Below are 26,732 nucleotides of genomic sequence, written 5' to 3'. Positions count from 1 at the left end.
TAAAAATACATTTTTTTGTCGATGGTCACATATGACCTTTTCGACACAATTGTTGTAGGTAATTGTTTTAATTGAAAGTCTCTGTGTGAATTCTTTAAGACTTTTATATTAAATTATCGGCTTGTTTGTTTTCTTTACAAAACATTCTTGTATATTCATAAGCTCTTTCGCTGAAATGAGGTTATGAGCAGGATGGATAAATAAACTGCCAGTTTAACCCGGATTAAAAAAAAATAATAGTCATTGTCAGCGATAACACAATTGTTAATAGCAAACATTGTGCCACTATCACGCCAACCAGGTAGTCTTCTTTTATGTGTCTGATTTGTTAGGATAAAAGCTCAAGATGGTCGGCAACTAATATTTTAAACAAAATCTTTAAAAAAGGTCATATTTGATCAATAAGTCACATGTGACCTTTTTTAAAAATAATTGTATGGCATGTTGTCGGTTGATCAGGGGTAAGTCTTGACAACAGCCTGTTAAAAGCTCAGAGTTCAGTCAAATATCCATATTAATTTTGGTTTCGATAAGGAGTCACAACATGAACGTCCTGCATATTTCCGATCTGCATTTTGGTCCCCGCCACTGGGATGGGAATAATAAAGTTTTGCTGAAAAAAATCAATTCATATAAAACTGATATTGTTATTAATACCGGAGACAGTACAACCGATGGTCTTGAGGATGAATATGCCAAAGCAGGCCGGTTTTTAAAGTCCATTGAATGTAAAAATATCATATCCATCATCGGGAACCATGACAAAAGAAATATGCGTTCCCATGAACTTTTTAGAAAATATATTTATAATCCAAAGGTGATTTACATCCCTGAAATGGCTGAAACGAAAAAGAAACATCTGTTTTTAAACCGGAAAATAACCAAGGTTCGTGATAATTTCACAGATATAAATTTTATTAAAACCATTTCACTGAAAAATAAAAAATTTTTGATCATCAGTATAGATACAAATGAGCTTTACAGCGATGAAGGTTATGTTGAGGAAGAAATTCTCAAAGCCGTATCAAAAGAAATCAATCAATTGGAATATGATTTGGCTTTTCTGATGACCCATCACTCTGTTTTGGGTACGGACGAATGTCCTTTGCGAAATTCAGCTTTGCTGATTGATTTTGTACACCAGCATAAAATTGAAAGCGTTTTTTGCGGCCACACCCATGAGATGGAACTGATGAGAACCACGGATCTTTATAACGGTCAATCTTTTACGCAATATATGTGCGGCACGTTGTCTTCTTGTAATCACCCCAAGGATGACAACATGTTTTTGTATTATGAAAACTGCGGCAATAAAGATATGCACCTTTACCTGGTAAGGATTTTTGTAGAAAACGGCAAGGTTGATTTTAAAGAGGAAATGGTATTTTGAGCAAGGTTTTTTCTTGAGAATTTAACACCACTTAAAAACTGCAATGGCAGACTCCTGCAACCCTGAAATTCTTTAAAAAAAATAACAGATAAAAAAGATTCTTGACAAATTAAGTCAAATGTATGAATTTGGTCAATCGTATAAATTTGACAAGCATATGCTGTTTGATAAATCTCAAATTGCATTTTAGACACAAAGGTTAAAAGGAGTTTTTCATGGCAACCTACACCAGCGGCGACCAGACACGGGAGATTTTGATTTCAGCCGCAGGAGAACTTGCGGCCCTGAACGGATTTTCCAATGTATCCATCAGGGCTGTGGCCAACAGGGCACAGCGCAATATCGGAAGTATCCACTACCATTTCAAGTCCAAACAAGAGTTGTTTAAAGCTGTTATTCGTTCAGCCACCCGTGCCAGCCGGGAGTACCCCCCTGAAAAGGTGTTGGAAGAATTTGAAGGCCGGCTGCACCTGCCCGAGATTCAGGCAAAGGCCATAAGGCGGATGGTTCACAGGAGCATTTCAGTCATTTTCAATGCAAAAAAACCCTGGTGGCACAGCCGAATAATCTATCAGACCATGCAGCACAAGGATGAACTCTGGGAAATGCTGCACCAGGAACTGATAGAGCCTGAAATTAAAATTACCCAACAATTGTTTAAACTCATAAAACCTGATCTGTCGGACGAGGATACCTTTGTTCACACCATGGTCATGAAAACACCAATCTTTTTCCATGCGGATAATTCTTATAGTATTTTAATCTATTTGGAAAAAGAGACTTATTCAAAATCCTATCTTCAGAAAATTGAAGATCTCATTGTCGTTCAGACCCAGTTGCTGCTGGGGCTGCCTACCGATAAAACACTTTATGCGAGGACAATAGAATGAAAAAAAAGACAGTTGTTTTTATGATTCTGCTTGTTGTATCCATTGGGACAGGTTTTGTTATCATGCAGCTAAGTACCGGATTTGGCAATGCTGTGGCATTGCAGTCCGAACCTGAACAGATCAGCCGGAAACACCATTCAATCAGGGTGGAGGCGGTAGAGATGATGCCCTTGAAACGCAACACAACCTATCCGGGCAGCACTCAGGCGGTCAAGCAGACCCAGCTTGCCTTCAGGATAGGCGGTCCTTTGATCGGGGTGAACGTCATGCCGGGAGACCGTGTAAATAAAGGTCAAATGCTGATGCAGATTGATCCCAAAGATTTTAATGATAATATTAAAATTCTTGAAGCACAACTGGATGGGGCAATGGCCCGGGAAAAAAACGCTCGCCAGGATCTTGAGCGGGTCAAGCTTTTGTTCCAGGGAAAAGTTGTTCCACAGGCGGATTTTGATCATGCTTCCACAGCCTACATATCAGCCAGGGCATTTGCCCAACAGATCATGGCCCGACTTGAAACCGCCCGTCATCAATTGGAATATACCACGCTTACCGCACCCTATGACGGTATTATCACTTCCCAGCTGGTTGAAAATCATGAAATGGTTGAACTCGGACAGGTTGTTCTTAAACTTCACGATATTTCAGAGCTTGAGATCACCATTAACGTGCCTGAAAACGAAATTATCCATAGGTCACTGACAAGGGGGGAGGCTGGAATCATAACCTTTCCAGGCCTTAAAGACCGTGCTTTTCCTGGGCATCTGAAAGAATGGAATACTCAGGCAGATGCATTGACCCGAACTTATGAAATGACCTTTCTTATGGGCGCGCCCGAAGATATCCGGATTTTGCCGGGAATGACGGCACAGGTTGCATGGACAGAGCAAACCATCGGTCCTGACGTTATTACAATTCCTGCAAGGGCCGTGATAAATCATGGCGGTAATGGATCGGCTGTATGGCTTTTTAATGAGTCCACCAAAACTGCAGCCAGGCATGCCGTAAAACTGGGGGGCTTGAACGGTGCCTCCAGGGTCTGCGTCAAACAAGGTCTGGCACCCGGTGATCTGGTGGTAATCCAGGGTATGGATTTTATTACCCAGGATATGATTTTAACGAATATCGCCTCTAAAGACCGGAATGAAGAAAGCATAAACTAAAAGGAAGCATGGATGAATCTTGCTGTTTTTGCGTTAAGAAAACGCACGCTCATGGTTGTTATCACCTTGTTGCTGGTTGGAATCGGCATGGTGTCATTTCAGGGATTGGGTCGCCTGGAAGACCCCACCTTTACCATTAAAACTGCCCTGATCGTTACCCGGTATCCAGGTGCAAGCCCTCTGGAAGTGGAAGAAGAAGTTACGGACCGCATCGAAGAAGCCATCAAATCCATGGGCCAGGTCAAAGAGATTTACAGTACTTCCAGTGAAGGGGTTTCTTTTGTTTATGTGGATATGAAAGACCGGTTCAAAAGCCGGGAACTGCCCCAGATATGGGATGAGCTTCGGCGTAAAATTAGTGATATCCAGAATCGACTGCCGCCGGGAGCAGGTCCGTCCATTGTTAATGATGATTTTGGAGATGTGTATGGCCAGTTTTTTGCCATTACCGGAAAAGATTACACCTATGCGCAGCTCAAGGAGTTTGGCGATTACCTGAAAAAAGAACTGCTGCTGTGTGAGGATGTGGCTAAAATTGATTTCTGGGGAACCCGCCAGGAAGCGGTTTACATAGAATTTCAACGATCAAAACTGGCGGAACTGGGTCTGTCTTTAGAACAGGTGGGCCGGATACTGCACAGTCAGAATCTGGTTCAGCAAAGCGGCCGGGTGGATGTGGACACCGAGTATATGCGCATAACCTCAACCGGAGAATTCAAGAATGAAATAATGATTGCAGATCTCCTTGTGGGTGGAGCAGGCGGGTTGATCCGCCTTGGCGATATTGCTGAAATTTACAGGGGATATACAGACCCTCCCAGGAATATAATGAGATATAATGGTCAGCCTGCCATTGGCATGGGTATTTCAACCATTGACGGCGGCAACGTCATTACCATGGGCAAGTCGGTAAAACAGAAGCTTGCGGATTTAAAAGAAAAGTTACCCGATGATATTGAGTTGAATATTATTTATTATCAAAGCGACATTGTCACAGAATCTGTCAATGCTTTTCTTTTAAACCTTGTTGAAGCCTTGGTAATTGTTATTGTGTTGCTGATGTTGTTTATGGGGTGGCAAAGCGGTCTGCTCATAGGCATTATATTGCTTTTGACCATCCTGGGAACTTTTATCGGCATGTCCTTGATGTCCATTGATCTTCATAAGATTTCACTGGGAGCCCTTATCCTGGCTCTGGGTATGCTGGTTGACAACGCCATTGTTATTGCGGACGGCATCCTGGTGCGGATGCAGCGTGGGAAAAAACCGGAAGATGCCGCAAAAACAGTGGTGCAGGAAAACCAGTGGCCTTTGTTTGGTGCAACAATTGTGTCTATCCTTTCTTTTGCAGCCATTGGATATGCTCCGGGAGATGTTGGCGAATTTTGCCGGAGTCTGTTCCAGGTTATAGCCATATCCCTTTTGATGAGTTGGATTTTGGCCGTAACCATAACGCCTTTGTTTTGTGTCTGGTTTTTGAAAGTCCGGGAATCGGATTTTAAAGCCGCTCCATATGACCGCCCCTGGTTCAGGTTCTACCGCCGGATGCTTCATTACTGCATCAAACACTGGACTTTAACCGGGATCGTGACGGTTGTCCTGCTGGTGACAGCCATTATCGGTTTTGGCAGGATTCCTCAATCATTTTTTCCCAACGCCACCCAGCGATATTTTTACGTTAATTTATGGAAACCACAGGGAACGCATATTTCCCATACATCCCGGGATCTTGACGATATACAGAAGCATCTGAGTACCATGGACGGCATAAAAAATATTACATCTTTTGTGGGTGAAGGTGCAATGCGGTTTATTCTTTCATATTCTTACCAGAGTCCCAATGCCGCCTATGGGCAGCTTTTGGTGGAGGTGGACGAATACAGGGAAATTGACCGCCTGATCCGGCAGACCAATCAATATCTTGAAACAAACTTTCCTGATTCAGAGCCTTATTGTTTGAAAATTGTCAATGGTCCGCCTGTTCCTTACCTTGTGGAACTCAGGTTTCGCGGACCTGATATACAAGTACTCAAATCCTTGTCCGATAAGGCCCTTGACATTATGCAGGCCACAGCCAACATCCGTGATATCCGTACGGACTGGCGGCAGATGGTCAGGGTTATCCGCCCTGAATTTTCAGAGACCCAGGCCCGCCGTATAGGTGTCACCCGTCAGGATCTTGCCACGGCTTTGCAGTGGAATTTCAACGGGATTGCCGTGGGCCTGTACCGGGAAAATGATGAGCTTTTGCCTATTATTACCAGGCCCCCTGAATCAGAAAGAACTTCTGTGGATAACCTGAGCAATATCCAGGTGTGGAGTTCTCTTGCCGGGACATTTGTTCCCATACGCCAGGTGATAACCGGTATTCATCCGGAATGGGAATGGCCGTTGATCCAGCGCCGTGAACAGCAGCGGGCTGTTACGGTTCGGTGCAATCCTGTACAAGGGCTTGCTGATCCGTTGAGAAATCAGATAAAAGAACAGATTGAGGCGATTGTGCTGCCTCCGGGTTATACCATGGAGTGGGCAGGAGAACACAAAGAGTCTGTGGAAGGCCGCGAACCTTTGAAAAAAATATTTCCCCTTTGCCTGCTTTGCATGTTCGTGACTGTTGTATGGCTTTTTAATTCCATTCGCCGCCCCCTGATCATCTTTTTGACAGTTCCCTTGTCCCTTGTCGGGATCACGGCAGGGCTTCTGGTCACAAATCTGGCTTTCGGATTCATGGCAATCCTTGGGTTTCTGGGTTTGTCCGGTATGCTCATTAAAAATGCTATTGTACTCATTGAGCAGATTGAAATTTTTCTCTCACAGGGTATTGCCCCCTACAAAGCCATCCTTGATGCGTCGGTCAGCCGTATGCGGCCTGTTGTCATGGCGTCCGGCACCACCATCCTGGGCATGGCGCCTTTGATGTTTGATCCGCTTTTTTCCAGCATGGCAGTTACAATTATGGGCGGTCTGTTTGCTGCTACATTTTTAACCCTTATCATAGTGCCGGTTCTTTACAGCCTGATGTACGCCATTAAGGCGGAAACCCGGTTTCTATAAGGAAATTATAATGAAATCTTTTTTCTTTTTGTTTGTCTTTTTCTTTTCCATGAATATTGTCGTCAATGCTCATGCAGCACAACCAGGCATGTCCGATGTCCGGGGCGGGCTTACTCTGGAAGATGCCTGCCGTATGGCCATGGAAAATAATCCTGGCATTGAGCAGGCAAGGCAAAGGATTCTGGCTGCCGCTGCGGTACTGGAGCAGGCCAGGTCTGCCTGGAAACCGGTGATTTCAGCCAAAGGTGCTGCCCAGGCAGTGGACGCAACAATTCAGCCGGACTGGGCACAGACAATGCGGATTTCCGATGATTTTGCCGACTGGTCTGCCGGCGTCAGTTTTACCTGGCTGATTTTTGACGGATTTGCCAGACAAGCCGCCATTCTTGCTTCTGATTATGCTGTTGATCAGTCGCAGCAGGTTCTGGCAGATACCAGGCGGCTTTTGTTGAAAGCCGTGTCAACGGCATTTTTACAGGCCCAGCTGACCGTGGAAATCATGACCATAGCACAACAAAATCAGCAGTTTAACCTTAAACTCGAAGAAGATGCCCGCAAACGCTGGGCCATCGGCACCAGCCCGGAATCGGTAATGCTCAATTTTTCAGTCAAAGCGCTCATGGCCGAAAGTGACGTTCGCAATGCAAAACGGGATTTCACTGTCACATGCACGGTCCTGGCCGAGCTGATGGGAATGAAAGATGCTAGGCTCGCTTCCGGCATGACCCCGGTTGCCGCTCATATTGATACCCTGGCACAACCCTTACTTGCCTGGGATACTGAATACGCATATGCTTTGGAGCATCGTTCCGATCTCAAGGCCATCAAGGCGAATATCAAGGCCCTGGAGCAGCGCCTCCGTGCTGAAAAAGGCGGGTATTATCCCAGACTCTCTTTTATTGCAGGCCATGACTACCAGTATATAAACGGTCGGGGAACAGTCACTGAAGAGGAACATCAGTCTTATGCCGGAATATCTGCAACCTGGGATCTTTACACCGGGGGGCGCATCCGGGCAAAAATTGATGAAATTAGCGCTGATATCCGGACGATTGAACAAAAGGAAAAACAAACACTGCTGGCCATTGAGTCTTCCCTTCACAGGCATATAGAGACGGCCAACGCCGCCTTGGAAGACTTCAGGCGCCAGCAGAAAATCCAGGACCTCACCCGCCTCATTCGGACCCATGTGGAAAAATCCTATCGTGCAGGAGCCGCAACCCTTACCCGCCTGAACGAGGCCCAGACAGATCTGGTGCGAGCCGCAGGATCGGTTGCTACAAGCTATATCCAGTACCGGCTGGCCTTGATCAGCCTGAATGCGGAAACTGGAAGAACAGGCGTCTATCAACAAAAATGATAAGGATTAATATGCTTATTATAACGGATTTGGGGGGGCAATTCTTTTGCCTCTCAATGAGGCGGCTATTAAAAAGTTTTGAAGCCAATTGTCGTGGTGTTGAAAACCCGTTTGCTTTTTCAAAAAAACTCGTGTGATATTTTTGATTCACCGTTCATGGGATGAGCGTCGCAAAGTTCTGAATCCCCGCCCCCAGGCATTAATACTAATTCGGGAATCACTCCTCAAAAAGTGTGACATACTTTTGAGGTGATATGAAGAATGCCGATTTTCTTAATCTATGTTGGCATTGGATTTGCCTTTACGTCCATAGGAAATGCCTAACTTTTTCATTCTGTTTCTGAGGGTGCTGGGATTGACTTCCAAAATTGCGGCGGCTCCATCCTTTCCTTCCACTTTTCCGTCTGCCATTTTGAGTGCTTTTCGGATATGGGTTTTCATGGCTTTATTTAAAGGTAACAGGTCCGGGGTAGGAATAAAATTTATTTGGTCGATACCATTAGTGGATACGGGGTGAAGCTCTTCAAATTTGAGTGGCTTTCTCAGTTTACCAGTCATTCCCAGAATAATAGTACGTTCAACCAGATTTTCCAACTCCCTTACATTGCCAGGCCAGTTGTAGGCCTGAAGTTTTTCCATGGCACCAGGCGCAAGTACTGGCCGTTTACGGAAGTTCATTTCTCTGGCCTTTCTCTCCATAAAATATCGAGTAAGGGCTGGAATATCCGATTTTCTCTGGCGCAGCGGGGGGATGTTAATAGGAAAAACATTTAACCTGAACCAAAGATCTTCCCTGAACTTTCCCTTACGGATCATTTCCTGGAGATTTCTATGGGTGGCCGTGATGATTCTTATATCCACCTGGATAGGTTGAGACCCTCCAACCCGTTCTATTTCTTTGTTTTGTAGGACCCTGAGGAGACGAACCTGAGCCTGAAGGGGCAGTTCTCCGATTTCATCCAGAAAAAGAGTCCCTTTGTTTGCTCTTTCAAAACGTCCTCTTTTTTGTGTGAAGGCACCGGTAAAAGCTCCTTTTTCATGACCGAACAATTCACTGTCTATGAGGTTTTCAGGAATAGCGCCACAATTGACTTTAATGAAAGGCCCACTGGCTCTTGGGGATGAATAGTGAATGGCATTCGCAATTACTTCCTTACCCGCACCGGTTTCTCCTATAAGCAATGCGTGGCTTTTTAAAGGGGCAATTTGCCTCACCATTTCCATAACATTTTTCAATCCAGAATTGCTGCCGATGATTTCATCACCTGAAATATGATGCAGCTGGTTGTTCAGATATTGGTTGTCGTCGGCCAGAAGATCTTTAAGCCTGAGAACTTCCTGGTGCTTTAACGCGTTGGCCAGGGCCATGGCAAAGGGGTCATGCAATAGATTCAGGAGCCTTGCATGTTCTGAATTATATTGATCAAATCCTTTTGCTGAAAAGATAATAACCCCCAGTCCTTTGTTTTCAATTTCAAGCGGGAGTACCATTTCAGATATTTTCTTTTTGCCAAAGGCCTTCCAAATGTGCTGTCCTACGATGTGTTTTTCCGGATGATTGAGAATCACCACTGACTTGCCCGTTTGTTCTTTTATAAATTGCCTGGCTTTTTCAGGCAGGGCTATGGATGATTTGATCGGGATGAGTCCCGATGATTTTGTTGTTGCAACGTTCACAAGAGATTGTGTGTTGGGGTCATAAATGTTCATTCCAATGCTGTCAAGAGGGATGAAATTTTTTAGAAATTTCAGGCATCTGTCCAGAACGCTATGAATATTAAGGCTGCCGCATATTTTTTTAGTGGCCTGATGGAAAAAATCCATATCATTTCTTTTCATAAATCACCTTTTTAAAGCTGTTTTATTAGATAGTTATATGTCGAATCTGTCTAATATGAAAGAAAAAACTGTTTTATTCGGTAGATTCGATAAGCATCTATTTGATAACTATCTGTATTTTAATAGCATTCCATGTTGGTATGCTTTTGGCTAATACAATGGTTGTGTTTTAAAAATTGGTATGGAGACATGCAAATGAGAAAAAGCGGATGGATTGCAATTGTCAGCGTCAGGCCTTTTGTTCTCTGGGCCGTGGTGTTCATGCTGACCTGCCTGATGGCCTGCAAGGTAAACGAAACCGGGGCTGTTCAGCCTCCGGCAAAGAGACAGGTCTTTGCAAAGAAAGTTACCAGTATCTCTGTCAAAGAAAAGATAGTTGTCAGCGGGATTCTTGAGGCTGACAAAACAGTACCTATAAGTTTTCTGGTGTCGGGTAAAGTTGATCGCGTATATGTAGATGAGGGCGATCATGTAAAAAAGGGTCGTATTTTGGCCAAAGTTGAAATCAATGACTACCGAAGTAACTTGGAAATTGCTGAGGCTCAATTGTTCGAGGCACGGGATGCCCACGATAGGTTGTTGCCGCTATACAAAGATGGTGCGATTGCTGAAAAGGCTTTCATCAAAATTAAAGCGGGTCTTGACCAGGCAAAAGCATCCCGGGATATTGCAAAGAAAAAGGTAAGGGATACGAAATTATTATCCCCGATATCGGGAATTATCGGCGTAAAGAATGTTGAATTGGGTCAGACCGTCTCTAATGGGATACCGGTATTTACCATTGTGAAGACCGACAGGATCTATGCCAGGGTTTCAGTGCCGGAATCGGAAATTGGAAAGGTTGCCCTGGGGCAGAAAGCATTTGTCGTCATCAAGGCCCTTGATGAACGTGTTGTCGAGGGTAAGGTTACTCTGATCGGGGTTATGGCGGAACCGAGAACCAGAAGCTACAAAGTAAAAATTGAGCTTTTAAATCCGGATTATGTCCTTCGTGCCGGGATGATTGCCAGGGCACAAATTATTACCGACAAAACCATTACAATGCTAACGGTTCCAGGAAAAGTGATCGTCCGGGATGCTGATAATCTGACCTATGTCTTTCTGGTTGACCAAGAGAAAAAAACTGCCTTTCGACAGCGGGTATTTCCAGGTTCTGTTTTCCGAAATGAGATAGAAATCAAAGAGGGATTAAATGCGGAAGATGTCGTTATCGTTGCAGGACAGCATAAAATAACTGATGGCTCACCAATCACGGTAATGGAGTTAACAGACAAAGACGGGTCAACTGCTGTAACTAAACAGAAAAATTAAGCTAAAGGCATATACAATGAATATCGTTGAAGCATCCATGAAAAACCGTCAGATTACCCTGTTGATAACAGTTGTTCTTGTGGCGGTCGGTGTTTTTTTTTTGATGCATATGGCACGAAGAGAAGATCCTGAAATGACGATTCGGCAAGGCCTGATCATCATGACTTATCCGGGCGCAAAAGCGATCCGGGTTGAAGAGCAGGTGACAAAAAAAATTGAAGAGTACCTTTTTCGTTACAAAGAAGTTAAAAAAGATGAAACCGAATCGAGAACTTCGGACGGGTTGTCGATCATACAAGTTGAGCTGCAAGGCTGGGTTAAAAATAGAGACAGGTTCTGGTCAAAACTCCGCCATGACCTATATGAATTGAAAGCTGCGAGTTTACCGCCGGAAACGGTTGGGCCGATCATCAACAGTGATTTTGGTGATACGATAGCTCTGCTGATAGCTGTTGAATCGGATCGTCACACCTATGCCGAACTGAAAGATTATATTGAAATCATTGAAGATGAGTTAAGGCCCCTTTTAGTTGTTTCTAAGCTCAAACGGTATGGGGAGCAAAAAGAACAGTTCTACGTTACAAGCAATTCACAGAAATTCTCCCGGTACGGCGTGAGTCTGACTCAGATTATTGAGGCCTTGCAATCAATGAATACCGTCAATTATGCCGGAGAGATAAAGTCCGAAAGTTCGCAAATCCAGATCCACACGAGCGATCTGTATGATTCAGTTGACCAGATACGAGAACAGCAGGTCTATATCACACCAAAGGGGGAAATTGTTCGAATAAAAGATGTTGCCGGTGTGGAGCGCAGGTACGAGGAGCCGGATTCTTTTATCCGGGTCAACGGCACCAAGGTGTTGATGCTTTCGGTGGAGATGCAGGCGGGGTATAATATTGTCGAATTCGGCCAGAAGGTCGACAAAAGACTTGAACTTGCAAAAAAACGTCTGCCGTCAGACGTTCGGGTCAAAAAAATTGTTGACCAGCCATTAGTCGTAGATCATAGCATCATGCATTTTCTCAAAGAGTTTCTCATCGCTATCATCGCGGTGATCCTGGTGATGATGATCCTTTTGCCCTTGCGTGTTGCTTTGGTTTCCGCGTTGGCGATACCCATCGCCATCATGATCACCTTTGCTTTTCTGGATTTTTTCAAGATTGATCTGCAGCAGATGACACTGGCCGGCCTGATCGTTGTTCTGGGCATGGTGGTCGATAATGCCATTGTCATTGTCGATGATTATATTGAACGCCTTGATCATGGAATCACTCCATGGGATGCGGCATGGCAGAGTGCCACCGATTTGTTTGTACCTGTATTCTCAGCAACGATAGCCATTATTTGCGCATTTATCCCTATGAATATAATTTTGTCCGGGAATGCTGGAGAATTTCTTTTCACACTGCCTGTTGCAGTTGCAGTTGCACTGGTGGTGTCTCTTTTTATTGCCATTTTTCTAACGCCCTTGTTGTGCTGTTTTTTTATTAAAAGCGGATTGCATTCTGCAACTGTAAAGAAGACGAAATTTTCGGTTTTGGACCGGTTGCAGGCCTTTTATGACGCTGCATTGCTCAAGGCGTTTAAACGACCTGGTATCACCCTTTTTATCGGTTTTCTGGCCATTGTCGCTACTGTTTTGCTAATGAGCTGTTTACCGGTCAGGATGTTTCCAATAGTCGAGAGGAACCAGTTTTGCCTGGAGATCTATATGAACCAGGGGATTAATCTGGAAACTACGGACCGGGCTGTAAGAAAAATTGAAGAGTTTCTTCGTGAAGATAAGAGAGTGACGGAAGCGGTTAGTTTTGTAGGGACTGCGTCCCCCCGGTTTTATATGACCTATGCGCCTCAGATGCCGGACAAGAATTACGCCCAGATGCTCATCAACACTGTTTCAAACCAGGCCACACAGGAACTGGTTGACAAATTACTGATTGAGTTGGCGGATTTTCTTCCAGACGGTCAGGTTTTGATCAAACAGCTCCAGCAGGGTCCGCCTGTGGATGCCCCTATTGAGGTCAGGGTGGTTGGGAACGATCTTGCAGGCATCAAAAAAATCGGGGAGCAGATCAAACAAATTTTTAAAAATACAATCGGGACCAATTTTGTCAGAACAACATTCAGAGAAGATTACTACGATATCGGTGTTAAGGTTGATGAAGATATTGCCAACCGCCTGGGGTTCAGCAGCCAGAGCATTGCTCAATTACTGGCTCTTAGTTTTAAAGGAGTTGCTGTGTCGATTCTTTGGGAAGGTGATAACCCTGTAGATATTTTTCTGCGTTTTGATCAAGAAAGCCGTATGGATTTTGAAGATATCGCCAACGCCTATGTGACCTCACCTGCAACAGGTGCTGCCGTTCCGCTTCGGCAGATCGCCCGGCTGGTGCCCGAGTGGCAGACTGGAAAAATCAGGCGCAGGAATGGCGTGCGTACCTTGACGGTTCGCAGTGAAGCCCAGATGGGGCGAATGCCCAATGAGATTCTAAAAGAGGTCATGCCGCAAATCAAAGCCATTGATCTTCCCTTGGGAATCAGCATCAACTATGGCGGAGAGCTGGAGGATGAAAAAGAGACCATGGGGGAATTTGCAGCCGCACTGGGCACAAGCCTTATCCTTATTTTTATGGTCCTGCTTTTTCAGTTTAAGGAGTTGAAAAAAACAGTAATCATCATGATCACCATTCCTCTTAGCTGGTTTGGCGCTATATTCGGGCTTTATATCACCAATAATCCTTTTTGCTTTACAGGATTTATTGGTGTGATCAGCCTCAGCGGACTCGTGGTCAGGAACGGCATCATTCTTACTGAATATGCGGACAAACTGCTCGCCGGCAGCGGAAAAGATGTGCGTTCGGTGGCTCTGGATGCAGGAAAGCGACGTATGCGGCCTGTTTTTCTTACATCGGTTGCAGCGTCAGCCGGGGTGGTCCCCATGATTATCGGTGGTTCCCCGCTATGGGCACCATTAGGTGCCGTTCTTTCGGTCGGACTGATATTTGGAATGATTCTGACGCTTTTTATTGTGCCTGTGCTTTACTGGCTGGTGATGAAATCCAAAAGGAGACAAGCAACACAAAAAATTCACAAGCACTCGGATCTGACAAAAACAAGAAGCGAAAAAGGACTGTCATAAATCATTGTTTAAATAAGGAAAAAAATGAGATGTATAAAATCAAATTAATATTTTTAATTTTAATGGCGATTTGTATTTTTTGCAAAACAACTTTATATGCAGAGGGTCATAACCATCCTGTGCTTTCTCTATCAAAGGCAGTTGACATAGCCGTTCGAAATTTTGCCGCAGTTCAACAGGCTGAGGAAAATCTGAAAGGTGCGGATTTTGACAGGCTGAGTATAAAGGCTGATCTCCTGCCTGCCATTAAGGCCAATTACAACTTTACGACACTGGCGAATAATCCCTACATGGTGCAAAATAACAGACAGGTTCAGGTGGCTCACAGCAACCAGTATTATTGGGATATTACCGTGTCACAACCCCTGTTTGCCGGGTTTGCTCTTTCTACAAACTATGAGATAAGCAAGCTGAATGTCAAAATTAAAAAAAAAGATAAGATACGGACCTGTCTGGATGTCGTTAAAGGGGTTAAAAAAGCATATTATCAATTGCTGCTGGCTCGGAAAATTCTTGATGTTACTGACGATACGGTAGATTACCTTACGGCCCATGAAAATGATGCCCGGCGGTTTTATCAAAGAGGGTTAACCCGGCGCAACGACTTGCTCAGAACACAGGTTACCCTTGCCAATGCGGTTCAGAATAGGGAACAGGCCAAGGCCGGTCTGGAATTTGCCGTATCAGATCTGAACCGTTGGCTAGCATATGAGATCAACCAACAGACGGAAATCGAGGATATTGTTACGGTGACTGAAAAAGATTACCGGCTGGAATCACTTGTTGAATACGGATTGCAGAACCGGCCGGTCTTGCAGGCCATGCATCTGATGTTGGAAGTTTTTGAAAAAGCGGTTAAATTGGAGAAAAGTGATTATTATCCGAAAGTATCTCTTTTCGGCAGTTATCAACAGGATGGAGACTCTCTGGCAGCCCAAGATAATGACTATTACAATGATCACAATGCTCTGATTGGAGTACACGCAACATGGACCCTGTTTGACGCGTCTAAAAGAAAATCAAAGATTGCCAGTGCTAAAGCTGATAAACGAGCCTTTAAAAAACAAATTCGGCTGGCAGTGGATCAGATAAAACTGGAAATTAAAGATGCCTATCTGAACTGCAAAGTAGCCAGGAATAATATTAAAACATCCAGGGCTTCATTGACCTCAGCCAGGGAAAATTCACGGATAACCTGTTTGGGATATAGGCAGCAGGTCGCCACATCAACGGAAGTACTCGACGCAAGAGCCGATCTGACTCAGGCGCAAAGTAACTATTTCCAGTCGTTGTATGGCTATCTGAATGCTGTTGCCAAATTGGATCGAGCCATTGGAAAGAGGATTGAAATTTGATTCAAATAGCGAATATGTACACACAAAAAATATCTATACCCATAAAATATTAAAATCAGAAATTATTGAGACATCAATCCCTGTTACAGGACTTGCCTAACCATTGATTGACATATTTCTAAATTTTTTCAATTCAGGTGAAAAAAAATTACAGAACCATTGATTCTTGAATATTCAATACAATAAAGAACTTTTTTTTGGATCGATAATATGGCTTTGTATATTTTAAGCCGAGTTAACCAATAATGCTATTTGATCACGGCTTTTGACCAGATCCTTTGTATCCGGGGAGAAAATTTCAAGGGTGATGGTATCATCGTAGCCTGACTGCTTGAGCAGTCTTATAAATTTTTTAAAATTAACAGTGCCGTTTCCGACCCTGGCATGGTCATCTGTTTTGCCGGAATTATCACTGATGTGAATATGCCTGATCCGGTCGGAAAATCGTTGAATGAATTCATACAATTTTGTTTTGCCGGGATCATCAATATTGGCATGCCCGGCATCAAGGGTCATTTTCAGATCGGGAAATTCTTTGAAAATTCGTGCAAAATGGCTGGGATCGAAAAATGAGTGGTAATTTGGAAACATGTTCTCAAAACACAGCTGTATTCCCAGATGATCGGCTTGTTTCATGATGGTGCAAAGGCTTTGGTGGGCGTAATCTTCGGCTGTTTTCATTGCTAAAGTTCCTAATCCGCTGATATAGCTTGGGTGCAGCACCGCTTTTTGGGCACCGATCCGGGCGGCTGTTTCAAGGGAATGGATCATCTCCTTTAAAGAGATCTCACGGATGCCCGGGGTAAGATCCGCTGTATAGACAAATGAGGGCAGATGGCATACCAGTCCCATTGAATGCTGTTTAAGGGCATGGACAAGCTTGTTTTCCATTTCCAGGATTTTTGTGTAATGGGCATAGGGCGCATCCAGGGTAAGTTCAAGATAATCAAACCCCAGGCCTGAAATTTTTTCCAGCTCCTCAAGTACCGGTTTGATCGGAAAATTCATTGCTCCATATTTCATGTGGTTCCTGCCTTTTGTATGTTTCTGTTTTGCAAAAAAAACATTAGCTTTCCCAGGGTGTGTTCCCGCCCCAGATGCATTGCAAACTCTACATGAGACATTGATAAAATACCAGAATTTTTTTATGCGTTATTGATCTGTTTAAAAACAAGAAACATTTGCCCGAATAATGGCTCCTATGCCCCTTGACATTATGATGGAATTAATGGAAGCTTGAAAGAAATTTAAAATGGCACGGGTATTTCATTGAGTAAGCGGTTTATAAAAGAGGTGAGAAAAAGGTCATGAAAGAGAAAAAAAAGAACAAAAAAAATATCATGATCAGGTTCCTGGAATGGATTGCCAGGGGCAATAAAAGGGCTGCTGAAAAAGGGAACCTGTGCAAGTCATGAATCAATAAGAAATAAGGTGCCGGTCAGGCAAAGAACCAAAAACAAAAAAAGAAGAGTGAAATATGAGTTCAAAAATCAAAGGATTGTTGCAAAAAATTAATTTTATTGAAGCTGATATGGAACTGCACAAACAGATTTTGCTGTCCATACCATCTGATAATAAAACGGAAATGGAAGCCGTTATTAACAAAATTGCAGACCAGAAAAAGCAGATCAATGACTTGCGTTTGGAAATCAAGACACTTGATAAAGATGAATATAATAAAATCCTTGCCATTGAAAGAGCAGCACAGACCTTTCGACAAATTGCAAAAGACAAAAAATTTGTCCAGGTTAACACCTTGAATGAAACAGGTGAGTGTTTTATAACCTTTAATGACGGCACCCGCCTGGACTGCCTGGTTGCAGCAAAAGAAGAAAACGGAAACTGGACGGTCCTGACACTGGAAGGGGAAACAAAGGAATATCCAGGAGGGTTTATAAAATAACATAGGAGGAGAAAAATGCAGGATTTTAAGGGAAGGGTAAAAAAAATAATGGCCGTGGTTTCCGGGGGCATTCTTTTGGCGGCAGCACCGCTTTTTGCATCACCAAAATATGCAATTGATGAAAATACAATGGATGAAGGTGCAATTGAGATTGACCGATTTATTTCATCCGACACCTGTAGTGGATGTCATTCCCAAATTTTTGAACAATGGGAAAATTCCATGCATCACCTGGCCCATAAAGATCCTGTTTATTCAAGGGTGTCACAATTTCTTCGCAAAGGCCTGACAGACAAGGAAGAGATAAAGGAAGCCGAATCCTGTGTAAAATGCCATACTCCTGTGGGGCATATTACCGGATTTCCCAAAAAGGTGTCTGATGATTTGTCCAAAACGCCTGAGATTGCAGCACAGGGTATCCAGTGCGATTACTGCCACTCTGCCTACAAAATAAAGCAGATGTATAATAATGGCCTTGTACTCAATCCTGGCCAGGGGGAAGATGATCCGGGCATCAAGTACGGGCCTTTTGATGATTGTGAACCTGATTTTCATGAGGCCAAATACTCCGGGCTGCATACTGAATCCAGAATTTGCGGCACCTGCCATGATGTAAAGCATGTGGCATTCGGCACTGATCTTGAAACCACATACACGGAATGGAAAAACAGTCCTTATAATTCTACAGATCCGCAAAAAAGAGTTGAATGCCAGGGATGCCATATGTACCAGCGTCCGGGCATCCCTGCCACAGGATCGACTCCAAGGCCTGAAAATCCAGGATCTGCAACCGATTACAGTGATGAACGGCCCCATATTTTTACCCACTATTTTGTGGGTGCCAATGCTGCGGTTCCGGGGAAATTTGACGGACAGATAAAAGGTGAAATGGCAATTGAACGGCTCCAAAATGCAGCCACCCTGTCGGTTGATACCTCCCGGATCAAGAAAAAAAAGCTGAAGGTCACGGTCACCAATAGTGGTGCTGGCCACTCAATTCCTACAGGTGTAGGTGATCTTCGCCAAGTGTGGCTTGAAATCACCATCCTGAATAAAGCAGGTAAGACAAGGTTTCAGACAGGTGTGCTGGATGACAAGCATTTGCTGCCCAAAGATGCCCTGATCTTTCAAACGGTTTTTGGAGATGGAAAGGGCAATCCTGTGATCAATCTTGCAAAGGCCAGGCAGGTGCTTTCGGACAACAGGATAAAGGCAAAGCAGAGCGTCACCCAAACCATCAAACTGCCGACTTTTCCTGGAAAAGGGTCCACTGTGACCGTCCGGTTGCTGTACCGCAGCATGCCCCAGAAAGTTTTAAACCTGATTCCAGGAAAACCCTTTGAACCCCTGCCGGTGGTGGAAATGGCAAAGGTTCAAAAGAAAATTTAGAACGGCCAGAAGCTGTTGTCGTGCCAGACGCTTTCAATCAAAGATGCTTCCAGGGCCATTAGTTTCTTTAAATGGGTTTTTTCCCAGGCCGAAAGCCGTTGGTACATTTTTTTTTCTTCCGGGTCTGTGGCCTCACTGGCCCGTTGGGCGTACATTTTTACAGCTTTGTCTTCAAATCCGATGGCTGCGGTAATTGCCGTGGCTTCAAAGCCTGCAGCATTGATTCTGTTTTTTAAGGTGTCATCAAGAATATCCGGCGGAGTTACGGCTCCGCCGTCATTTTCAAAACCGCCGGCCATGAATTTGCCGTTTTTCATATAGGCTTTGAACTGTTTTTCCAGGATGTTCATATGTTCCTGCTCATCATCGGCAAGGTCTTTGAAAAAGGCTTTTACCGAATCATCTGTTGCGTGATCCATGGCTTTTTCGTAAAGACTTTTTCCTTTTCTTTCTATGAGAAATGCATTTTTCAATATGGTTAATGTGTTGGATTTGTCCATGGTCATTCTCCTTTAAAGGTTGAAAAATTCAGGCCACTGGCATGGGCATGCCTGGTATCTGTTTGTATTCTTTTTGGGTTTGCCCATAATGAAACATGAAAGTCATACTTTGATTTTTAAATATTTTTATATGAGTAACAAGATTAATTGATATCATAACAATATACATCAAACTTTCACTGACTATGAACAGATTCTCGAAGTCTTTGCTCAACCATTGGAATCTATTGAGCCAGCCGAAGGTTCTTTCAACAACCCAAAGCCGAGGGAGGACATGAAAGCCTTTGATATCATCTGAACGTTTAACGATTTCAAGATCCAGGTCGATATTTTCTTTAACCCACTGAATAAGTTTGCCTGAATAGGCATCATCAGCCCAGATCAGTTTCAGGCTTGGATATTTATCCTCCAACTTTTCCAACAGGAGTTTTGCACCATCCCGGTCTTGGATATTACCTTCGTGAACTGTGGCACCGATGATTCGACCATCAACATCAACGAGGATATGACGTTTTCGGCCATTGATCTTTTTACCGGCATCATACCCCTTTGAACCGCCCGCTTCAGTGGTTTTTACCGACTGAATATCAATAATAGAAGCACTTGGTGTTGATTTGCGCTTGCACCGCATGCGATCTTTTTGGACCAGAGCATCATTAATTTTTTGCCATGTACGATTTTTACACCACTTGTTGTAATGATAATATACGGTATGCCACGGAGGAAAACCAATAGGCAACATTCGCCATTGACATCCCGATCTGACAACATACATAATGGCGTTTATTATTAAATAGACAAGCCATTCTTTTGGACGTCCAGCTTTTGAGGGTCTTTTTGGCATCATCAAGAGTTCGATATATCGACATTGTTCCGGGGTCAAATCACTTTCATAAATTTTAACTGGCAATGATATCATGGTTTCCTCATGTGTAAATTATGTTTGTAGAAAAGTTATCTATCACATGAGAAGGAAATACAAAACATTGTAATAACAGCTCAATACGATTGATTATTATTAATAACTAATTTTCAAACAGGCTCTTAGGGTCAATGGTTTTCCGGACAATGAACTCATAAGGGTTAATAAATCAATGTGAAAAATTAATACATCATTTTCAGGGTCATTGATAGTATGGTTCTGGGGGGCCGCTTCCGAGTTGAACACACACGATGACGGAATCTCTCCAGATTGGATTCGGACGGCCATCGGCATTTCCATCCAAAGCAATCATGAAACGGTATCTTCCTGGCGGTAAACTCGTATCCAGTACCGTAACGGATGTAAAATTGGATAATGGTTCACTGACATAAGTATGGACACCCTTTTGCCAGCCAACGGTATCCGTATAAGTAAGCTTTGATCGAGGGCTCATGGACATAATCCACAGATCAGCCTTTTGATTTGAATAGCTTCCCGCATCCAGGCTGATTGTGATGGTAACGGAAGTGCCGGATGCAACCGTTAGCACGTCATCCGAACCGTTGGCTTTGATATCGACGACCGGCTTGTAGGTTACCGGCGGAGCGCTGTCTGCATATTCATATGCACCCATGTCCACATTATTTCCGCTGATTCTTGGATTGCCGTCCAGATCCGTATCCGGCAGATCTGCAACATCGTTGGAACCGGCATTAATACAAGGGGAGTCGGTTGTCAAATGGTAGTCTCCATATCCGGCAAATAAAGGATCGGCATTAATATTGTTTTTACCTGTATAGCTGTTTTGGATATTGGAATATGTAACAATGGTTGTAGAATAAGAATCGGTGTAAATTCCATCAAAAGTGTTGTTCCAGATGATACAGTTGCTGATGGTCAGAGATGAACACCATTCACAGCAAATTCCGCCGCCATCGCCTTCATAATAGAAGCCATCAACCGAATTGTCGCTGATGGTGCAGTTGGAAATAGTGGGAGATGCGCCGGAACAATAAATTCCGCCACCTTTGCCTTCATAATAGGTTGCGGCGGCGGTATTGCCGCTGATGATACAGTTGGAGATATTCGGAGAACCGCTGCCGGAATAATAAATGCCTCCGCCGTAGGCGGCTGTATTATTGCTGATGGTGCAATCGGCAAGATTTGGGGAAAAGGATATGTAATAAATTCCGCCGCCATTACCATCAGCTGTATTACCGCTGACAGTGCAGCCGGAGATGGTTGGGGAGGAATCATTACAATAAATTCCCCCTCCGTTGGAGTTGGAGGCATTGTCACTGATAGTGCAGTTGGAGATGGTGGGAGAAGAGTAATAATCGCAACAAATTCCGCCGCCGTTTTTTCCAGCTGAATTGCCGCTGACAGTGGAGTTGGAAATGCTGGAAGAGGAGTTCCAATACCAAATTCCGCCGCCGTATTCGTCGGATGAATTATCACTGATAGTACAATCGGAAATATCAAGAGACGAGTCGGCACAGTAAATGCCGCCGCCATAGCCCCAATCGTTATGAGTCGTGTTGTTGCTGATGGTGCAGTTGGATATGGAGGCGGAGGAGTCGTTATAATAAATTCCACCGCCATAGTCAGCTGTATTGCTGCTGACAGTGCCGCCGTATATGATGGAAGAGGACTCGAAACAATAAATTCCACCACCGTTGAAAGCCGAATTACCGTTGACCGTACAGTCAGAGATGGTGGGAGAGGAATCATCGCAATAAATTCCGCCGCCATAGTCAGCTGCATTATCGCTGACAGTGCAGCCGGAGATGGTGGGAGAGGACTCGGAACAATAGATCCCACCACCGTATTTATTAGCTGAATTACCCCTGACAGTGCAGTTGGAGATGCTGGGGGATGCCCCGGAGCAATAAATTCCACCGCCTATGGCACTGTCCCATTCAGTATAACCCAAAACCGAATTGTTGCTGATGGTGCAGTTAAGAATACTGGGGGAAGAGTCTTTGCAGCAGATTCCACCGCCGCCATAGTAACCGTATTCAACATAGCCGTTAGTAATCGTAAACCCTGAGACCACTGAATTTTCATCTTCTCCGCTGTGAAAATAAAAGCCTCTTCCATCATTTTCACAATCAATAATGCAGTACTCGGCATCGGTTTTTGACTGAACGGTGATGGCTTTACCATTAAAATCAAGATCCTTGTTGCCTTCACCTGTGTAGGTTCCGTCAGCGACCAGAACCGTGTCACCATCCACGGCAGCATCAATTCCCGCCTGAATGGTGGCATAGTCAGTCGGCACATCAAGTGTGGCACCGAATGTGACTGAAGCGCATGCCAATATCAATAATGTGACCATGCTAAGACAATACCATTTATTTTTTTTCATATTATCGATTCCTTTCTGTAGTTTGTAAATATCCTGGCCCAGCGGGTATTCAAGTTTTGGGGTTGTCTCTAAACTTCATATTATTTGTTGAACAGATTTTATTGTTCAGCCGTTTTTTTCTGGAATTTTATATGTTTTCGGATCATTGTAGCACCCAGCTTACTTGTATCCACGTCCCCAAATTTATTCCTCCTGTATATAATCGTCATTAAGGCACAATATCAAATTAAAATATTCCATCGACTCAGTTTGCCTATAAACGGTTTGGCCACAGCCCATTATTTCCAAATTTCAGATAGCAGTTACAGATCTTTCTTGCGGGCTATTTATTTATGATATTGCGCCTAACGATATAAAAAAGAGTAAATGATCAATTTTTTACTGTATAAGGGTTCTTTAAAAAAATCAATTAAAGAAAATTTTTATTTTTAAAAAAATGATGAGTGATAGTAAAAAGTTGCCCGGGTTTTTCCTTTGTTGTCCATTCATTCACCATATTTAGAAGGGATGCATATTCGGATTGGTGAGAATACAATATCAATAGCTGATTTTTCAGTTTGCATTATGGAATGATTTTTTATAGGTTGCAGTATTTTAACTTAAAACAGATTATAGAAAAGATAAATGACAACATTTGAAATAATAATCATTGCAGTCGGGCTTGCCATGGATGCTTCGGCTGTTTCTCTTGCAGCGGCTGCCGCAGGGTTTGCAAGCAATGCCAGGGCAAAATTTCGCCTGTGTTTTCATTTCGGACTGTTTCAGTTTTTTATGCCGTTGCTGGGCTGGGGCATGGGTATTAAGTTTGTGTCTTATTTTAAAACTTTTGATCACTGGATTGCCTTTTTTCTTCTGGCTTTTGTCGGTATCAGAATGATCCGCGAAGGCATGGATAAATCATCTGAAATTCATAAAAATGATCCTTCCAGGGGAATGACCATGGTAATGCTCAGTGTTGCAACCAGCATTGATGCACTGGCCATTGGCTTGAGCCTTGCCATGCTGGATGTGGATATCTGGTATCCCAGCGTCATGATAGGTGTGATCACAGCCGGGATGTCATTTGTAGCCATTAAGATCGGAACAAAACTGGGTGTGATGTTTGGCAAGCGTATGGAAATTTTCGGGGGAATTGTTCTGTTGTTTATTGGTTCACGGGTTCTTTTTTCTCATTTAATGCCATGAAAATTAAAATAAAGAAGCAGAATGGATTTTATTCAATAACTTTTATCAGGTGTGTCCATGGAAATGATAGACATTATAAGCTTGGAAATGAAACTGGACAGTTCACAGGTTTCAGCGGTTGCTCAACTGCTGGAACAGGGTTCCACCATTCCTTTTATTGCCAGGTATAGAAAAGAGAGGACCGGGTCTTTGGATGAAGTAGCCATTACCGGCATCCGGGACCGGATAGAGCAGTTGAATGCCTTGAACAGCAGAAAAGAGGCCATCCTCAAATCCTTGACAGACCGTGACCTTTTAACTCAATCCCTTAAGGAGGATATTCAAACCGCACCTTCAATGACCGAGCTTGAGGATCTGTATGAAAAATACCGGCCCAAGAAAAGAACCCGGGCAAGCATTGCACGGGAAAAAGGCCTTGAACCGTTTGCGCTGTTCCTTCTGGATCAATCAAATCAGGACCCACTTATTGAAGCAAAAAAATATGTGTCTTCTGCAAAAGGCATTGAATCGGTTGAAGATGCCGTTTTGGGTGCCAGGGATATTGTTGCGGAAATTGTCAGTGATGATGCCGATGTCCGTGCCGATATCCGTAAATTGTTTGTTGATACGGCACAGATTCAATCTATGGTAAAAAAGGGAAAAGAAGAGGACGGTATCAAATTTGAGGATTATTTTGACTGGTCTGAGAAAGCCTTTGCCGCACCTTCCCATCGGATACTGGCCATGCTAAGGGGACAAAAAGAAACGGTTCTATCCGTCCGTGTCCTGCCGGATGAAGACATGGCCTTGCAGCAAATTGAAAGACGGTACATAAAAAATCACTCTATAAAAAAGCAATCAGGATGTGCAGGGGAAGTTAAATTTGCCATAAAAGACAGTTACAAGCGGTTGCTGTCAAAATCCATTGAAAAAGAGTGTGTAAATCAATTAAAAGCCAAAGCTGATGATGTTGCAATCAATGTTTTTGCCGGAAATTTAAAGGAACTTTTGCTGTCCGCACCTCTGGGCCAGAAACGAATTCTTGCTATTGATCCAGGGTTTCGAACCGGATGTAAAGTTGTCTGCCTGGATGCCCAGGGGCAGCTTTTGCACCATGATCTTATTTTTCCCAATCTGGGAAATGATGAAAAAGCGAAAAAGATCGTGTTAAGCCTTGTGAAAAAATACAAAATAGAGGCATTTGCCGTGGGTAACGGAACGGCAGGCCGGGAGACCGAAGCGTTTATAAAAACGCTGAACCTGGACAAAAGCATTCCCCTTGTCATGGTGGATGAGAGCGGGGCATCCATTTATTCGGCTTCCGAAGTGGCAAGAGAAGAATTCCCGGATCACGATATCACGGTCAGGGGTGCTGTCTCCATTGGCAGGCGGCTTATGGACCCTCTGGCGGAACTGGTCAAGCTGGACCCCAAATCCATTGGCGTGGGACAGTACCAGCATGATGTGGATCAGAAACTATTGAAAAAGTCCCTGGACGACGTGGTGGTTTCCTGTGTGAACCGTGTCGGGGTTGAGGCTAATACAGCCAGCAGGGAATTGCTCTCCCGTGTGTCAGGTCTCAATGATACCATTGCCGCCAACATGGTCTTGTTTCGTAATGAAAACGGACCATTCAGATCAAGAAAAGAGTTGCTGAAAGTGCCGAGACTGGGGCCAAAGGCATTTGAACAGGCAGCTGGGTTTTTAAGAATTCGCAATGCACAAAAGCCCCTTGACAGAAGCGGCATCCATCCTGAATCCTATGGTGTTGTCGAAAAGATGGCGCACGATGCAGGTTTTGATGTCGAAGATATAATGCAAAATACCATAGTAATCGAAAAGATTGATTTGAATCAATATGTTACCGATACCATTGGTATGCCTACTCTCAAGGATATTGTAACGGAACTTGCAAATCCAGGACATGATCCAAGAAAATCATTCCAGCCCTTTTCTTTTGATGATACCATTCATGAGATCAAGGATCTTGTACCCGGTATGAAGGTACCGGGAATTGTTACCAATGTTACTGCTTTTGGAGCATTTGTCGATATTGGTGTCCACCAGGACGGTCTTGTTCATATCAGCCAGATGGCAGATCGCTTTGTCAAAGACCCCAACGAGATTGTTACCGTCCGGCAGGCAATAACCGTAACCATTCTCGAAGTTGATGTGAAAAGAAAAAGAATTTCTCTTTCCCTTAAGAAAACTTAATGGAACAAGGGGGCAAATTGTTCAGAGCAGACCCCCTTATCCAAAACTATCTTTTTGGAATTCATCTTGAAAAAATCGACCAAACCATTACTATTAGAAAGAACATTTTTTTAAAAAAGAACATGATTCAAAGGGTACGAGAAGTTTAATACAAATCATTGATCATGAAAAAGGAGATATCCAATGGCCACAACTAAATTAGCAGGAAATCCTGTTCAGTTGGCAGGTGAATTCCCAGGTAAGGGGAGTACGGCAAAAAAATTTGTTGCCGTTAAACAGGATTTGTCAGAGTTTTCTTTGGAGGATTTTCAAGGGAAACGAAAAGTTTTAAATGTTTTTCCCAGTATTGATACGGATGTTTGCGCCACATCCGTAAGAACATTTAACAAAAAAGCATCAGATCTTGAAAATACACAGGTCATATGTCTTTCCTTTGATCTTCCTTTTGCACATAAACGGTTCTGTGGTGCAGAGGGCATTGACAATGTGGTGACAGGCTCGCTGTTTCGCAGCCCTGATTTTTTAAAGGACTATGGTCTTTTGATCGAAGACGGCCCATTAAAAGGTTTGGCAGCACGGGCGGTAATTGTCCTGGATGAAAACAATACAATTTTGCATGCCGAGATGGTTGACGATATTACGCATGAACCTGATTATGACGCAGCACTCGCAGCATTATAATCAGTATAAAATAAAAACCTCTTTTTAATCTCAGCAGTCTTGCTGCTGATTTTAATCAGGGGTTTTAACTATGTTTTTTTTGAAGGA

17 protein-coding genes and 1 pseudogene are annotated in these 26,732 nt (G+C 43.6%); 13 read left to right on the top strand and 5 right to left on the bottom strand.

All coding sequences use genetic code 11. The annotated features are described in order from the left end of the window. Positions 1 to 544: 544 nt before the first annotated feature. The 5 genes from BLT94_RS14360 to BLT94_RS14340 all read left to right on the top strand — a co-directional run bounded on the left by BLT94_RS14360 (position 545) and on the right by BLT94_RS14340 (position 7,857). Positions 545 to 1,390 carry a metallophosphoesterase family protein gene (locus BLT94_RS14360; protein ID WP_092235498.1) on the top strand — a complete coding sequence of 282 codons (846 nt, stop codon included), beginning with the start codon at positions 545 to 547 and terminating at the stop codon, positions 1,388 to 1,390. A gap of 215 nt (positions 1,391 to 1,605) precedes the next feature. Continuing rightward, positions 1,606 to 2,280 (top strand): TetR/AcrR family transcriptional regulator, encoded by a 675-nt coding sequence (locus BLT94_RS14355; protein WP_092235495.1) that lies wholly within the window; start codon positions 1,606 to 1,608, stop codon positions 2,278 to 2,280. Next, positions 2,277 to 3,443 carry an efflux RND transporter periplasmic adaptor subunit gene (locus BLT94_RS14350; protein ID WP_092235492.1) on the top strand — a complete coding sequence of 389 codons (1,167 nt, stop codon included), beginning with the start codon at positions 2,277 to 2,279 and terminating at the stop codon, positions 3,441 to 3,443. Before BLT94_RS14355 ends, BLT94_RS14350 begins: the two co-directional genes overlap by 4 nt. A gap of 12 nt (positions 3,444 to 3,455) precedes the next feature. Further along, entirely contained in the window at positions 3,456 to 6,497 is a 3,042-nt protein-coding gene (locus tag BLT94_RS14345; protein WP_092235489.1) for an efflux RND transporter permease subunit, read from the top strand. A gap of 10 nt (positions 6,498 to 6,507) precedes the next feature. Continuing rightward, positions 6,508 to 7,857 carry a TolC family protein gene (locus BLT94_RS14340; protein ID WP_092235486.1) on the top strand — a complete coding sequence of 450 codons (1,350 nt, stop codon included), beginning with the start codon at positions 6,508 to 6,510 and terminating at the stop codon, positions 7,855 to 7,857. Positions 7,858 to 8,130: 273 nt separating this feature from the next. Here BLT94_RS14340 and BLT94_RS14335 read toward each other — a convergent pair whose 3' ends face one another. Further along, positions 8,131 to 9,696: a sigma-54 interaction domain-containing protein gene (locus BLT94_RS14335; RefSeq protein ID WP_092235483.1), complete on the bottom strand. Its 1,566-nt coding sequence runs from the start codon at positions 9,694 to 9,696 to the stop codon at positions 8,131 to 8,133. Positions 9,697 to 9,891: 195 nt separating this feature from the next. On the opposite strand from BLT94_RS14335, the gene BLT94_RS14330 reads away from it, so the two are divergent. From BLT94_RS14330 to BLT94_RS14320, 3 genes are read left to right on the top strand one after another with little or no spacing between them, the layout of a single operon-like run. Continuing rightward, entirely contained in the window at positions 9,892 to 11,007 is a 1,116-nt protein-coding gene (locus tag BLT94_RS14330; protein WP_175530364.1) for an efflux RND transporter periplasmic adaptor subunit, read from the top strand. Between the two features lie 16 nt (positions 11,008 to 11,023). After that, a complete protein-coding gene (locus tag BLT94_RS14325; protein WP_092235475.1) occupies positions 11,024 to 14,149 on the top strand; it encodes an efflux RND transporter permease subunit in 3,126 nt (1,041 codons plus the stop codon). Between the two features lie 29 nt (positions 14,150 to 14,178). Further along, a complete protein-coding gene (locus tag BLT94_RS14320) occupies positions 14,179 to 15,504 on the top strand; it encodes a TolC family protein (protein WP_175530363.1) in 1,326 nt (441 codons plus the stop codon). Between the two features lie 225 nt (positions 15,505 to 15,729). On the opposite strand, the gene BLT94_RS14315 is transcribed toward BLT94_RS14320, so the two are convergent. Beyond that, a complete protein-coding gene (locus tag BLT94_RS14315) occupies positions 15,730 to 16,512 on the bottom strand; it encodes a sugar phosphate isomerase/epimerase family protein (RefSeq protein ID WP_245743134.1) in 783 nt (260 codons plus the stop codon). Between the two features lie 469 nt (positions 16,513 to 16,981). On the opposite strand from BLT94_RS14315, the gene BLT94_RS14310 reads away from it, so the two are divergent. Beyond that, the gene (locus BLT94_RS14310; RefSeq protein WP_092235466.1) at positions 16,982 to 17,407 is read left to right on the top strand and encodes a hypothetical protein; all 426 of its coding nucleotides are present in this window, start codon (positions 16,982 to 16,984) and stop codon (positions 17,405 to 17,407) included. A gap of 15 nt (positions 17,408 to 17,422) precedes the next feature. Continuing rightward, positions 17,423 to 18,796 carry a multiheme c-type cytochrome gene (locus BLT94_RS14305; protein ID WP_092235463.1) on the top strand — a complete coding sequence of 458 codons (1,374 nt, stop codon included), beginning with the start codon at positions 17,423 to 17,425 and terminating at the stop codon, positions 18,794 to 18,796. Here the strand turns inward: BLT94_RS14305 and BLT94_RS14300 are convergent. The 3 genes and pseudogenes from BLT94_RS14300 to BLT94_RS14290 all read right to left on the bottom strand — a co-directional run bounded on the left by BLT94_RS14300 (position 18,793) and on the right by BLT94_RS14290 (position 22,586). Next, positions 18,793 to 19,296, bottom strand: coding sequence for a ferritin family protein (locus tag BLT94_RS14300; protein WP_092235460.1), 504 nt, complete (start codon positions 19,294 to 19,296; stop codon positions 18,793 to 18,795). The genes BLT94_RS14305 and BLT94_RS14300 overlap by 4 nt on opposite strands. A gap of 145 nt (positions 19,297 to 19,441) precedes the next feature. Continuing rightward, a pseudogene (locus BLT94_RS14295) lies at positions 19,442 to 20,215 on the bottom strand (IS5 family transposase); the annotation flags it as partial. A 205-nt stretch (positions 20,216 to 20,420) separates the two neighbouring features. Then, on the bottom strand, positions 20,421 to 22,586 hold the full coding sequence (locus BLT94_RS14290) for a right-handed parallel beta-helix repeat-containing protein (RefSeq protein ID WP_092235457.1): 2,166 nt from the start codon (positions 22,584 to 22,586) through the stop codon (positions 20,421 to 20,423). A gap of 624 nt (positions 22,587 to 23,210) precedes the next feature. Between BLT94_RS14290 and BLT94_RS14285 the strand changes: the two genes are divergently transcribed. The 3 genes from BLT94_RS14285 to tpx all read left to right on the top strand — a co-directional run bounded on the left by BLT94_RS14285 (position 23,211) and on the right by tpx (position 26,645). After that, positions 23,211 to 23,771 (top strand): manganese efflux pump MntP, encoded by a 561-nt coding sequence (locus BLT94_RS14285; RefSeq protein ID WP_092235454.1) that lies wholly within the window; start codon positions 23,211 to 23,213, stop codon positions 23,769 to 23,771. A gap of 57 nt (positions 23,772 to 23,828) precedes the next feature. After that, a complete protein-coding gene (locus BLT94_RS14280; RefSeq protein WP_092235451.1) occupies positions 23,829 to 25,964 on the top strand; it encodes a Tex family protein in 2,136 nt (711 codons plus the stop codon). A 183-nt stretch (positions 25,965 to 26,147) separates the two neighbouring features. Then, positions 26,148 to 26,645: a thiol peroxidase gene (gene tpx / locus BLT94_RS14275; RefSeq protein ID WP_092235448.1), complete on the top strand. Its 498-nt coding sequence runs from the start codon at positions 26,148 to 26,150 to the stop codon at positions 26,643 to 26,645. Positions 26,646 to 26,732: the final 87 nt, after the last annotated feature.

The sequence above is a fragment of the Desulfobacula phenolica genome (assembly GCF_900105645.1).
Lineage (GTDB): Bacteria > Desulfobacterota > Desulfobacteria > Desulfobacterales > Desulfobacteraceae > Desulfobacula > Desulfobacula toluolica.
Note: the sequence above shows the minus strand (reverse complement) of the source record. Positions and strands in the feature narration are given on the sequence as shown.

What these genes read in the sequence shown, in the direction of transcription:
- tpx (WP_092235448.1), top strand. Translation starts at nt 26,148, where the DNA reads ATGGCCACAACTAAATTAGCAGGAAATCCTGTTCAGTTGGCAGGTGAA.
- BLT94_RS14350 (WP_092235492.1), top strand. Translation starts at nt 2,277, where the DNA reads ATGAAAAAAAAGACAGTTGTTTTTATGATTCTGCTTGTTGTATCCATT.
- BLT94_RS14320 (WP_175530363.1), top strand. Translation starts at nt 14,179, where the DNA reads ATGTATAAAATCAAATTAATATTTTTAATTTTAATGGCGATTTGTATT.
- BLT94_RS14360 (WP_092235498.1), top strand. Translation starts at nt 545, where the DNA reads ATGAACGTCCTGCATATTTCCGATCTGCATTTTGGTCCCCGCCACTGG.
- BLT94_RS14325 (WP_092235475.1), top strand. Translation starts at nt 11,024, where the DNA reads ATGAATATCGTTGAAGCATCCATGAAAAACCGTCAGATTACCCTGTTG.
- BLT94_RS14285 (WP_092235454.1), top strand. Translation starts at nt 23,211, where the DNA reads ATGACAACATTTGAAATAATAATCATTGCAGTCGGGCTTGCCATGGAT.
- BLT94_RS14300 (WP_092235460.1), bottom strand. Translation starts at nt 19,296, where the DNA reads ATGGACAAATCCAACACATTAACCATATTGAAAAATGCATTTCTCATA.
- BLT94_RS14280 (WP_092235451.1), top strand. Translation starts at nt 23,829, where the DNA reads ATGGAAATGATAGACATTATAAGCTTGGAAATGAAACTGGACAGTTCA.
- BLT94_RS14315 (WP_245743134.1), bottom strand. Translation starts at nt 16,512, where the DNA reads ATGAATTTTCCGATCAAACCGGTACTTGAGGAGCTGGAAAAAATTTCA.
- BLT94_RS14310 (WP_092235466.1), top strand. Translation starts at nt 16,982, where the DNA reads ATGAGTTCAAAAATCAAAGGATTGTTGCAAAAAATTAATTTTATTGAA.
- BLT94_RS14335 (WP_092235483.1), bottom strand. Translation starts at nt 9,696, where the DNA reads ATGAAAAGAAATGATATGGATTTTTTCCATCAGGCCACTAAAAAAATA.
- BLT94_RS14305 (WP_092235463.1), top strand. Translation starts at nt 17,423, where the DNA reads ATGCAGGATTTTAAGGGAAGGGTAAAAAAAATAATGGCCGTGGTTTCC.
- BLT94_RS14330 (WP_175530364.1), top strand. Translation starts at nt 9,892, where the DNA reads ATGAGAAAAAGCGGATGGATTGCAATTGTCAGCGTCAGGCCTTTTGTT.
- BLT94_RS14355 (WP_092235495.1), top strand. Translation starts at nt 1,606, where the DNA reads ATGGCAACCTACACCAGCGGCGACCAGACACGGGAGATTTTGATTTCA.
- BLT94_RS14340 (WP_092235486.1), top strand. Translation starts at nt 6,508, where the DNA reads ATGAAATCTTTTTTCTTTTTGTTTGTCTTTTTCTTTTCCATGAATATT.
- BLT94_RS14345 (WP_092235489.1), top strand. Translation starts at nt 3,456, where the DNA reads ATGAATCTTGCTGTTTTTGCGTTAAGAAAACGCACGCTCATGGTTGTT.
- BLT94_RS14290 (WP_092235457.1), bottom strand. Translation starts at nt 22,586, where the DNA reads ATGAAAAAAAATAAATGGTATTGTCTTAGCATGGTCACATTATTGATA.